The organism is Nostoc sp., from assembly GCF_036919575.1.
Lineage (GTDB): Bacteria > Cyanobacteriota > Cyanobacteriia > Cyanobacteriales > Nostocaceae > Nostoc.
The window spans coordinates 1-11,600 of record NZ_JBALBY010000082.1; the positions used below are offsets into that span (position 1 = coordinate 1).

Annotated in this window: 8 protein-coding genes; 6 read left to right on the forward strand and 2 right to left on the reverse strand. The window is 43.9% G+C overall.

The window, feature by feature from the left end; translation table 11 throughout:
- Window positions 1-680: 680 nt before the first annotated feature.
- Window positions 681-3,104, forward strand: a complete 2,424-nt coding sequence (locus V7K27_RS21110; protein ID WP_334950034.1) for a hybrid sensor histidine kinase/response regulator — start codon at window positions 681-683, stop codon at window positions 3,102-3,104.
- The gene (locus V7K27_RS21115; protein ID WP_334950035.1) at window positions 3,101-4,396 is read left to right on the forward strand and encodes a sensor histidine kinase; all 1,296 of its coding nucleotides are present in this window, start codon (window positions 3,101-3,103) and stop codon (window positions 4,394-4,396) included. Before V7K27_RS21110 ends, V7K27_RS21115 begins: the two co-directional genes overlap by 4 nt.
- Before the next feature lie 372 nt (window positions 4,397-4,768).
- Here the strand turns inward: V7K27_RS21115 and V7K27_RS21120 are convergent, their stop codons facing one another.
- Window positions 4,769-5,044 (reverse strand): hypothetical protein, encoded by a 276-nt coding sequence (locus tag V7K27_RS21120; protein WP_334950036.1) that lies wholly within the window; start codon window positions 5,042-5,044, stop codon window positions 4,769-4,771.
- A gap of 295 nt (window positions 5,045-5,339) precedes the next feature.
- On the opposite strand from V7K27_RS21120, the gene V7K27_RS21125 reads away from it, so the two are divergent.
- Entirely contained in the window at window positions 5,340-6,653 is a 1,314-nt protein-coding gene (locus tag V7K27_RS21125; protein WP_334950037.1) for a GTPase family protein, read from the forward strand.
- A gap of 107 nt (window positions 6,654-6,760) precedes the next feature.
- Window positions 6,761-7,498, forward strand: a complete 738-nt coding sequence (gene tmk / locus V7K27_RS21130; RefSeq protein ID WP_334950038.1) for a dTMP kinase — start codon at window positions 6,761-6,763, stop codon at window positions 7,496-7,498.
- On the opposite strand, the gene V7K27_RS21135 is transcribed toward tmk, so the two are convergent.
- A complete protein-coding gene (locus V7K27_RS21135; RefSeq protein ID WP_334950039.1) occupies window positions 7,427-7,852 on the reverse strand; it encodes a GxxExxY protein in 426 nt (141 codons plus the stop codon). The two genes, tmk and V7K27_RS21135, sit on opposite strands and share 72 nt — an antisense overlap.
- A 59-nt stretch (window positions 7,853-7,911) precedes the next feature.
- Between V7K27_RS21135 and V7K27_RS21140 the strand changes: the two genes are divergently transcribed.
- Window positions 7,912-10,893, forward strand: a complete 2,982-nt coding sequence (locus V7K27_RS21140; RefSeq protein ID WP_334950040.1) for a valine--tRNA ligase — start codon at window positions 7,912-7,914, stop codon at window positions 10,891-10,893.
- A 154-nt stretch (window positions 10,894-11,047) separates the two neighbouring features.
- Complete coding sequence (locus tag V7K27_RS21145) at window positions 11,048-11,482, forward strand: hypothetical protein (protein WP_334832148.1); 435 nt, start codon at window positions 11,048-11,050, stop codon at window positions 11,480-11,482.
- Window positions 11,483-11,600 lie beyond the last annotated feature (118 nt).

Below are 11,600 nucleotides of genomic sequence, written 5' to 3' on the forward strand. Positions count from 1 at the left end.
ATCACTAAGAACATCAATTGCAATGTTCTTAGATTACATCTTATGCTGACTTTTTGCTTAAGTTGACACCAATGAGCAATGCTGTGCCCCTACGAGTGGTCTGTATTCCATGCAATTGAGAACCGCTATAGATAAACGTCCGTCGGCTCTCCATAACTTTAGTTTTGTCCTAAAAGTCTTGCCCTGCCTCGTTCCCAGGCTCTGCCTGGGAATGTGATCACTCGGAGGGCTGCTGCCTCCTGTCAAACTGGGAGGCAGCAGCCCTCCCACAAGAGCATTACAAGGCAGAGCCTTGTAACGAGAGGTAATTCACATTTGGTTATGTCTGTCAATGCGTAAGTCCTATTAATGTATTTTTCTTTTTTCCTATGAAACCACCCTGCTCTCCGTGAGTTCGGAGAGGGGTTGCGGGTGAGGTTTTGAAACGAAGTACGGTTTTAACCAATTAGGAGTTACGCATTGACAAGAAATAGCAAATATGTATCAGGTGAAAAACCACATCTCTCGTAGGGGTTTAGCATGGCTTTTCCCCTACAGCATCGTCTATTTACGATCAAAGGATAATTAAGTTTATTTTGCGATGGGTAACAATCAAGGCTGCGATTATCAATGATTTTTTGGGCAATCTAAATATAGTCCTTTTTTCTAGTTAGCGAACCAATTGTTTAAGGAAGGAATATTTGATCAAAGCCAACTCCAGCCCATCTGATGCCAAAATTCATTCCTCGCACAGTTTGCTGATCCGATTTCTTCTCGGCGGCACTACTCTTATTGTGAGTATTTCTGCTTATTTTAGTTATCAAGCTGCTCGGCAAATAACCCTAGAAGAGCTGAGAGGAAGAGCTTTTTTAGAAGTACAAAGAGGGGTTGATGAAATTGAGGAGTGGTTGCATGTTCGGAAAGTGGAGGTGCAAACCCTTGCTCATACTTCAACTGTAAGCTCCTTAGACTGGTCTGTAGCAGAACCCTATTTAAAGTCAGAAGTTGACCGGATCAATGAATTTTTCGTTTTCCAAATAGCTACCCCGGATGGTTCGTATTTTAATACTATGGTTGGTCGATCAAATAAGAATATTAAGGATCGAGACTACTTTCAAAAAGCACTAGCCGGAAAAAGCAACATTTCTGATCCCTTCATCAGCCGTTCCACAGGCATTCCTTTAATTGCGATCGCCACCCCCATTTGGTCAAATTCTTCTCAGAGTCGTTCACCAATTGGTGTCTTCAACGGTAACGTTAAGGTCGATCACATTGTTGAAGTTGTCAACTCGTTGCGCTACGGCGAAAATAGCTATGCATTTGCTCTGAATTCTCAAGGAGAAGCGATCGTCCATCCCAACTCAACTTTCATGTCAACCTTAGAAAAACCTGCACCCAGCCTGCTGAAAATTGCCGATCGCAATTTAAATGCGATCGCGCAGCAGATGGTAAATAAACAACAGGGAATTCAGTTGATGGAAATTGATGGCACCAAAAAGTATGTTGCATATCTACCGTTGCGAGAAGCTAATTGGTCTGTAGCTCTGGTAATTCCGCGCCAAAATATTGAATCTCGACTGCAATTCCTCGATTTTATCGCCCTAATTCTGGCCGGATTAACAGTGATGATGATCGCTGTCTTGTGGAGGGTGCAAGCGTTTGAACAGGCTCAACTGAAAAAGTCCAAAGCGGCGGCTGATACTGCAAACCATGCTAAAAGCGAATTTTTAGCTAACATGAGCCATGAACTGCGAACGCCCTTGAATGGTATTTTAGGTTGCGCTCAAATTTTGCTGCGTTCCCAAGATTTGCCAGAGCCACAGCAATATCATGTAAACATTATTGAACAGTGTGGCTCTCATCTGCTGACTTTAATCAATGACATTTTGGATCTTTCTAAAATTGAAGCGCGAAAACTGGAACTGTATCCTCATGATGTGCATTTCCCGTCTTTTTTACAGGGAATCGCGGAAATTTGCCAGATTCGGGCAGAACAAAAAGGCATTTTGTTTGTCTATGAACCCGCGAGCAACTTGCCGACTGGGGTTCATGTCGATGTCAAAAGATTACGTCAAGTTCTCTTGAATCTGCTGGGGAACGCGATCAAATTTACAGATGAGGGTAAAGTTACTTTCAAGGTTGAGGTAATCGATCGACTTCCTGGTGATGGGCAGACTGTAAAATATTGCATTCGCTTGAGTGTAGAAGATACGGGAATTGGGATAATTCCCAGCGAGTTGGGCAAGATTTTTTTGCCCTTTGAACAAGTAGGAGAGAAAAAGCGTCAGACCGAAGGGACGGGGCTGGGTTTAGCTATTACTCAGCAGTTGGTGCAGATGATGGGTAGCGATATCCATCTTAAGAGTCAGATCGGTCAGGGTAGTACTTTCTGGTTTGAGATGGCGATCGCTGAAGCCAGTCAATGGGTGCAGTCTGCGATGGCTGCATCGAAGAGACAAATCATTGGCTTTGAAGGTAGCCCGCGCACCATTCTGATGGTAGACGATCGCTGGGAGAATCGCACAGTAATTACAAACTTACTGCAACCACTGGGTTTTAATGTCGTTGAAGCTATCAACGGTAAAGAAGGATTAGAAAAAGCGATCGCTCTGAAACCAGACCTGATGATTACAGATTTGTTCATGCCAGAAATGGATGGGTTTGAATTGATTCAACACCTGCGTCATAGCCCAGATATTGCAGATGTCAAGATTATCGTCTCTTCTGCTAGTGTCTTTGAAACTGACCAAAATCGCAGTTTGCAAGCAGGAGGTGACACCTTTTTAAATAAACCTGTACAAGTAGATGAATTACTGCATCAATTAGAGTTTAACTTAGGTTTGGCGTGGATTTATCAGCAGTCTCAGTCTGAAATCAACTCTTTGGCTATAACAAGCGATCGCTCATCAGATAAATTGACTCCTCCTGCCCCCGATGTATTACAAGAACTGCTGACCTTAGCCAGTAAAGGTAACTTCAATGCCATCCTCAAATTGGCCGATAAACTAGAGGAAACAGACACAAACCTCGCTCCCTTTGCTAACCAATTGCGGCAACTAGCGAGGCAGTTTGACGAAGATTTAATCCTCAAGTTCTTGACTCAATATGAGGTAAAAACAGCATGACCGCGATCATACGCAACCAAAAAAATTCTCTGAATTGCGATCCTGCCAGAGGAATTATTTTAGTCGTTGACGATAACCTTGCCAACTTAGAAGTTTTATCGAGCTTTTTGGATCAGTCTAACTTTGAAGTTTGGGCGACTCGTAGTGGTGAAAAAGCCATTCAAAAATTAGACAACGATCATTTACCTGATTTAATTTTGCTTGATGTGATGATGCCGGGTATGGATGGGTTTGAAACTTGTAAACACCTAAAAAGCGATCCTCGTATCCAAGATATTCCAATTATTTTTATGACTGCTCTTTCAGATACTGCTGATAAAGTTAAAGGATTGCAATTGGGAGCCGTAGACTACATTACCAAACCTTTTCAGTATGAAGAGGTCTTCGTGCGAATAGAGAACCAACTGAAGCTGAGAAATTTGACGAAAACTTTGATTGCCAAAAACGCGGAATTACAACAGGCTCAAACCCAACTGATCCAAGCAGAAAAGATAGCAACCTTGGGTCATCTGACCGCAGGAATTGCCCATGAGGTGAATAATCCGATCAATTTTATAGCTGGCAACTTAAATTTTTTAGAAGAGTATGTTCAGGAGGTTGTTGATTTACTCAAGCTATATCAAAAGTATCTGCCCGACCCACCTGTGGAAATTCAAAATGCTATTAAAACAAAAGATATCAGCTTTTTGTTAAATGATTTATCTAAAATTATTCAATCCATGCAAGTTGGTACAGATCGTGTTATAGAAATTGTGTCATCGTTGAATAACTTCTCTCGCTCCAGAGAAGCAGGTAATAAACTAACTAACCTGCATGAAGGTCTAGAAAGCACCCTACTAATTCTCGGTCATCGACTCCAAGCAAATGCTCATCGTCCGACAATCCAACTAATCAAAGAATATGGAGAATTGCCACCTATTGAGTGCTATCCAGGTGAAATAAATCAGGTCTTTATGAATTTGATTTGCAATGCCCTCGATGCAATTGAAGAAATCCAAAAAAATCAAGATTTTGAGGAAATTTCCAAATATCCTGGTGTGATTCGGATTCAAACTGAGTCAATTGGAGAACGAGTTATTCTCCGAATTGCCGACAATGGTTCAGGAATCAGCGAAGCAGACCGGACAAAAATATTCGATGCTTTCTACACCACAAAAACCATCGGGAAAGGAACAGGGCTAGGTTTATCTATTGCTTACCAAATTGTAGTTAACAATCATCGCGGCAAGTTAACTTTCCATTCAACACAAAGTTACGGCACAGAGTTTGTGATTGAATTACCTATCCGTTGAAGAAGAATTCAGAATTCAGAAGCGGAGCTTGGGATTGCTCCGCCGAGGTGTCAGAATCAATCAGTCGGGGATTGGGACCCGCGACTGATTGAAGACCACAAAACAATAAAATTTGGTGGGTGTGCAAAAACACCGATTATTCATCCGCTTTTTCGGTCAGAATTCATTCTGAATTCTGACGATTGGCGCCTTTATTCTGTTTCGATAAACGAACCGCTCCAGACACAGAGAAGCCAGTGCGTTGGGCGGCGAGCCACTCTTGTTGCACCTGGCGCGACACAGAGAGAGGAGAATATAGAGAGGGTTTTTGCGTCAGTTTTGGGATATTTTTTTATTTGGAAGTCCCTAAATGTCCGTCGGCTGTCAATAATTTTAGTTTTGTCCAATGAGCAAGTAGATTGAGCTATCAGGATTTTGGAATGTGCGAGTTTCAACTATTTCTTTGGTATGCGAGCCATCGGAATGAGTCGTTGTATTGGACTCTTCCTTTGGCGGTTTGATTTCGACTGGTTCAGTCGGTGTAGGTGTTGCTTCTGGCGTGGGTGATGGTATTACCTCCTGGGCAGGTGGGATCGCAACTTTCGCCTTTGATTTTATTGCTGGTGCGATTACCACTGCTGGCTCAGGCTTTGGAACAAAGACGATCATTCCAACAAAGGAAAGCACAAACGCGGACAGATAAACCTCAGAGCTTTTACGCGGACTCAGCGTGTGATTTAAAACATGGAGACATAGTGAGGAGCCAGTGTCTCCTTAAAGAAGCAAGACGGTAAAGGTAATTAAAAAACGCGATCGCCCAAGTTTATAACACTACTAACGGTACTAGTTATCCCTTTGAGAATCGCTATAAGATGAGTAAAAGGGTTTTCTATGTCAACAATTTCAATCTTAAACACCATGAAGTGTCCTAAATTAAAGACAGCTATCTACCGTTTGGATGGAAATGACTGAGCAAAATGATTCTCAGCAATTGAATGAACCGACCGATGGAGCAACTACCAAGTCGGTCGATAATTCCTGGACAAACCGCATTGGTGGTGTCTGGAATAACGCAACAACACGTCTAACGCAACTCTTACCCGTAGAACAAGTGGCACAGACAGTTGTTGAATGGTTTAGTGTGAGTGAGGCTCAGGTTGCAGAGATTTTAGAGAAAATCCGAGCCGAACTACCAACCACAGAAGCGCTGCTCATTGGTAAACCTCAAGCCGGAAAAAGCTCAATTGTCAGGGGATTGACGGGAGTTTCTGCCGAAATTGTCGGTCAGGGATTTCGTCCCCACACGCAACATACCCAGCGCTATGCCTATCCTTCCAATGACCTGCCGTTGCTGATTTTTACTGATACAGTTGGGCTGGGTGATGTTAAACAAGATACTCAAAAAATTATTCAGGAATTAGCTGGCGATTTACAACAGGAAACTCATTCCGCCAGAATTCTGCTTCTGACGGTTAAAATCAATGATTTTGCAACTGAGACGCTACGACAAATTGCTCAACAGTTGCGCCAGCAATATCCAGACATTCCCTGTCTCTTGGTAGTTACCTGCTTGCATGAGGTTTATCCTGCCGATATCGTCGATCATCCCACCTATCCGCCAGACGATCAGGAAGTCAACCGCGCATTTGCCGCAATACAACAAGCTTTCGTCGGCATAACTAACCACTCTGTACTCATTGACTTTACTTTAGAAGAAGATGGCTACACTCCGGTATTTTATGGCTTAGAAGCACTGCGAGATTCCTTAGCAGAACTACTCCCACAAGCAGAAGCGCAGGCGATTTATCAGTTATTGGATCAAGAAGAAGCTGGGAAGCAAATTGGCAACCTTTACCGAGATGCTGCACGCCGTTATATTTTGCCATTTGCGATTATGTCTGCCACCCTCGCGGCTGTACCTCTGCCGTTTGCCACAATGCCGGTACTCACTGCCTTGCAAGTATCAATGGTAGGTCTGTTGGGTAAATTATATGGGCAGACAATTACGCCATCTCAGGCGGGAGGGGTTGTGAGTGCGATCGCAGGTGGTTTTTTAGCACAGGCCATTGCACGGGAGTTAATTAAATTTATACCAGGTTTTGGCAGTGCGATCGCAGCTTCTTGGGCAGCCGCCTATACTTGGGCACTAGGGGAAGCAGCCTGCGTTTACTTTGGTGATTTAATGGGAGGTAAGAAACCCGATCCCCAGAAAATTCAATTGGTAATGCAAGAAGCATTTCAAGTGGCGCAAGAACGGTTTAAGGGAATCAAACATTAAAACTCAAGAATCTCGTACAGAATTCATTCTGACTCCTGAATTCTGAATTCTGAATTCTGAATTCTGACTCCTGACTCCTGACTCCTGAATTCTTCTGATAAAAAAGCATGATTGGCAAATTAATTGTATTTGAAGGGGTAGAAGGCTGTGGTAAAACCAGCCAAATGCAGCTTTGTGCTGAGTGGTTGGAAAGTCTGGGTGTTTCTGTAGTTGTAACTCGTGAACCAGGAGGAACAGAGTTAGGCTTACATCTTCGCCGCTTGCTACTAGAAAAGGCAGAGGATAAACCAGTTGCAGAAGTGACAGAACTTTTGTTGTATGCTGCTGACCGATCGCAACACGTTGAACAAGAACTCAAACCAAATCTCGCAGCCGGGAAATATATTTTATGCGATCGCTATACCGACTCTACCATTGCTTACCAAGGATATGGTCGCGGTCTTAACATGAGTTTAATCAATCAGCTTAACTATATTGCGACTGGTGGCTTAGAAAGTGATCTAACTATTTGGCTAGATATCGATGTGGAAGTGGGACTTTCTCGCAAACTAGACGGCAAAGTCGGACTAGACCGGATTGAACAGGAGACAATCGCTTTTCATCGGCGCGTTCAAGAAGGATATGCACATTTAGCAACATCCTATCCCTCACGAATTGTTCGGGTAGATGGCAGCTTAAGTAAAGAAGCTGTACAAGAGGTAATTCAAGGAATTTTGTGCGTACACCTGCATTTGGAGAACGAACCGCAGAGGCGCAGAGGACACAGAGAGGAGTTAAGAAGAGAGGATGATGCGTTTGATGCCGTCTTTGAGGAGGGGGACGTTAAAGTTGATGAGCAGAGCTAGGGGGTAATGAGTCATTTTAAGATATGAGAGGACTTGAGCTTCGTGGATTGGGGCTAAATTTTGAACAGCTTTCAATTCCAAAATTAGACGATTGGCAACTAGAAAATCTAATCGACCTTTACCTACTTCATGTCCTTTGTAATTCACTGTTACCGACTTCTCAAACACATGAGGTATCCCACGCCTTAAAAATTCTATAATCAGCGCTTCCTTATACACCTCTTCCAAAAACCCTGCCCCCAACACTCTATGTACCTCAATTGCCGCCCCAATCACCTCTCCCGTAAGCCGATTCATCTCCTCTCCCAACTCTCTTCCCTCCGCGTTCTCTGCGCCTCTGCGGTTCGTTTCCATATAAACCCTCTCCAACCCTGTGGCAAAATTTATTAAAGTCCTTCCTTAGTTTGCCCAGCATGACCGCAACCATTCCCAATCTCCCCAGTCTCTACGACCCCTTTTCCACTGAAGCCAAGTGGCAAAAATTCTGGGAAGACAACCAAGTTTACAAAGCTGACCCCAACAAAGGCGGCGAACCCTACTGCATCGTCATTCCCCCGCCGAATGTCACGGGCAGCTTACACATGGGTCACGCTTTTGAAAGTGCGTTGATTGATACCCTCGTGCGCTACCACCGGATGCAGGGACGCAATACCCTGTGGCTACCCGGAACTGACCACGCCAGCATTGCTGTGCATAGTATGCTGGAAAAGCAACTCAAGACAGAGGGTAAGACTCGCTACGAGTTGGGGCGCGAAAAATTCTTAGAACGTGCTTGGCAATGGAAGGCGGAGTCTGAGGGAACGATTCTGAATCAGCTACGACGCTTAGGTGTCTCGGTGGACTGGTCACGGGAAAGGTTCACCCTAGATGAGGGTTTATCTAAAGCTGTTGTCGAGGCGTTTACTCGTCTTTACGAGGAAGGGTTAATTTATCGTGGTGAATATTTAGTTAACTGGTGTCCAGCTTCTCAATCGGCTGTGTCTGATGTGGAAGTGGAAAATCAAGAGGTTAATGGAAATCTCTGGTACTTCCGCTATCCCCTCACCGATGGTTCCGGTTTTGTGGAAGTGGCGACAACTAGACCAGAAACTATGCTGGGTGATACGGCAGTAGCAGTTAATCCCAATGACGATCGCTACAAACATCTCATTGGCAAAACTTTAACTCTGCCCATTCTACAACGAGAAATTCCGATCGTTGGCGATGAATTTGTTGATCCCACTTTCGGTACGGGTTGCGTGAAAGTAACTCCCGCCCATGACCCGAATGATTTTGACATGGGTAAGCGTCACAATCTGCCGTTGATTAACATTATGAATAAAGACGGCACTCTCAACGCCAACGCTGGGGAGTTTCAAGGACAAGACCGCTTTGTTGCTAGAAAGAATGTGGTTTCTCGCCTGGAAACAGATGGCTTTTTGGTGAAGATTGAAGATTATAAGCATACCGTTCCCTACAGCGATCGCGGTAAAGTACCTATTGAACCCCTCCTCTCAACTCAGTGGTTTGTCAAAATTCGCCCCCTAGCTGACAAAAGTCTCGAATTCCTTGACCAGCAAACTTCCCCAGAGTTTGTCCCCCAACGCTGGACAAAGGTCTATCGTGATTGGCTAGTAAAACTCAAAGATTGGTGTATCTCTCGCCAATTATGGTGGGGACATCAAATTCCGGCTTGGTACGCTGTCAGTGAAACCGATGGGCAAATTACCGATAACACGCCGTTTGTGGTGGCGAAATCGGAAACTGAAGCTTGGGAGAAAGCTAAAGCGCAATTTGGTGAAAATGTCAAGTTAGAACAAGACCCAGATGTGTTAGATACTTGGTTTTCTTCTGGACTCTGGCCGTTTTCGACTTTGGGCTGGCCGGAACAAACTCAGGATTTAGCAACTTATTACCCGACTACTACTTTGGTGACAGGCTTTGATATCATCTTTTTCTGGGTAGCCAGAATGACAATGATGGCTGGGCATTTGACGGGACAAATGCCTTTCCAAACGGTTTACATCCACGGCTTGGTGCTGGATGAAAAAGGTCAGAAGATGTCCAAGACCAAAGGTAATGGCATTGACCCATTGTTATTAATTGACAAATACGGTACTGATGCTCTACGGTATACCCTAATTAGGGAAGTGGCTGGTGCGGGTCAAGATATCAGATTGGAATACGATCGCAAAAAGGATGAATCGGCATCGGTGGAGGCGTCTCGCAACTTTACTAATAAGTTGTGGAATGCTGCCCGGTTTGTGATGATGAATTTGGATGGACAAACGCCGCAACAATTGGGAAACCCAGTAGCTATAGAATTGAGCGATCGCTGGATTCTCTCGCGCTATCATCAAGTTGTTAAACAAACCACCAATTACATCGATAATTACGGTTTGGGAGAAGCTGCAAAAGGTCTCTACGAGTTTATTTGGGGTGATTTCTGCGATCAGTATATTGAACTGGTGAAATCTCGCCTTCAGCCAGATGCAGATCCCACATCACGGCGGGTAGCACAGCAAACCCTCGCCTACGTGCTGGAAGGGATTTTGAAATTACTTCATCCCTTCATGCCGCATATTACCGAGGAAATTTGGCAGACTCTCACCCAACAACCAACGGTACCGCAAACTTTACCATTACAAATCTATCCCCAGGTGGATGCAAACCTAATTGATTCAGCATTAGAAGAACAGTTTGAATTGTTGATTGCTACTATCCGCACAATTCGGAATTTGCGTGCAGAGGCGGATATTAAACCAGGGGTAAAAGTAACAGCGAATTTGCAAACTGAGAGTGAGAAAGAGCGAGAAATCCTGATTGCTGGACAGGATTATATTAAAGATTTGGCGAAAGTTGAGACTTTAACTATTACTGACAAGCCAGAAAACCAAACTGTTGCTGCGAAAAAACCTCAAAGGGCTTTGAAGACAATTGGTTTAATTATTGTGGCGATTATCTTTGGTAAATTGGGTTTAGCTGTGGGAAATGCCATTGATGAGACTCCCATTGTCGGAACTTTCTTTGAACTAGTTGGTTTTGGTTACACAGCTTGGTTTGTCAGCCAAAATTTACTAACTGCTGAAGCTAGAGAAAAGCTATGGAGCCAGTTTTTCCCGCAGAGAGAATTAGAACAACCACAAGAACCAGAAAATGCGATCGCAGGTGTGATTGGTACAATACAAGTGCTAATTCCTCTGAGCGGCGTAGTGGATATTGAAGTTGTGCGTGCCAAACTAGAGAAAAGCCTGAGTAAAGCTGATGCAGAAGTTCAATCCCTGAGTACCAGATTAAACAATCCTAGTTTTGTCGATAGAGCTAGAGCCGACGTGGTACAGGGAGCGCGGGACGCTTTAGCTGAAGCACAGAAACAAGCGGAAATTTTGCGCGATCGCCTGCGTGGTTTAGGATAACTGTAATGGGTAATGGGAGTCTTAATAACTCCCAATTACCCATTACGAATTAACAAAGATCCAAATATCAATTCTGACACTTATTTTTTTATTAATTTTTTTATTAATTTTGAATTTTGAATTTTGAATTTTGAATTGGAGCGAAGCGACCCTCATGCGATATCTAGCCCAGGTGCGTAAAAATGATTTTTTAGACCAGCACCAGTTACGCTTGTTGGCGCGTCAAGAAGCTGATAACTTGTGGGCAATAATTCCCGAAGAGGCTTTTATTCTGTTGGGAAAGGGAAAGATTATGAGTGAGAACTTGCTTATTTTAGTAGAACTTTCCTCTACAGGCGACATTGAAAGAATAGAAGATGCCACCAACTGGGTACTCCATCTGGTACAAAGCTACCTCACCATCGGCATTACCCCAGAATTTTTGCAGCAGGAAGCCGAACGAGCCGAACATTGGCGACAATCCCTGACGTTGCAAAACCAAGACTTAGCGCGACGTTCCTTAGAATTGGAAGCTCGTCGTGAACAAATTCAAGCCTTAGAAGAAAGCCTCAAACGTGAGAAAAATGTTTATCCCCAAGAGGAAAGTTAAATTAATGAAGTCGGAAGTCGGAAGTCGGAAGTCGTAATTCGTAATTCACTTTATCTTAGCCCCCTCCTCGCTTGCGGGGAGGGGGTTGGGGGTGGGGTTCTATCTCACAAGGGCTGAG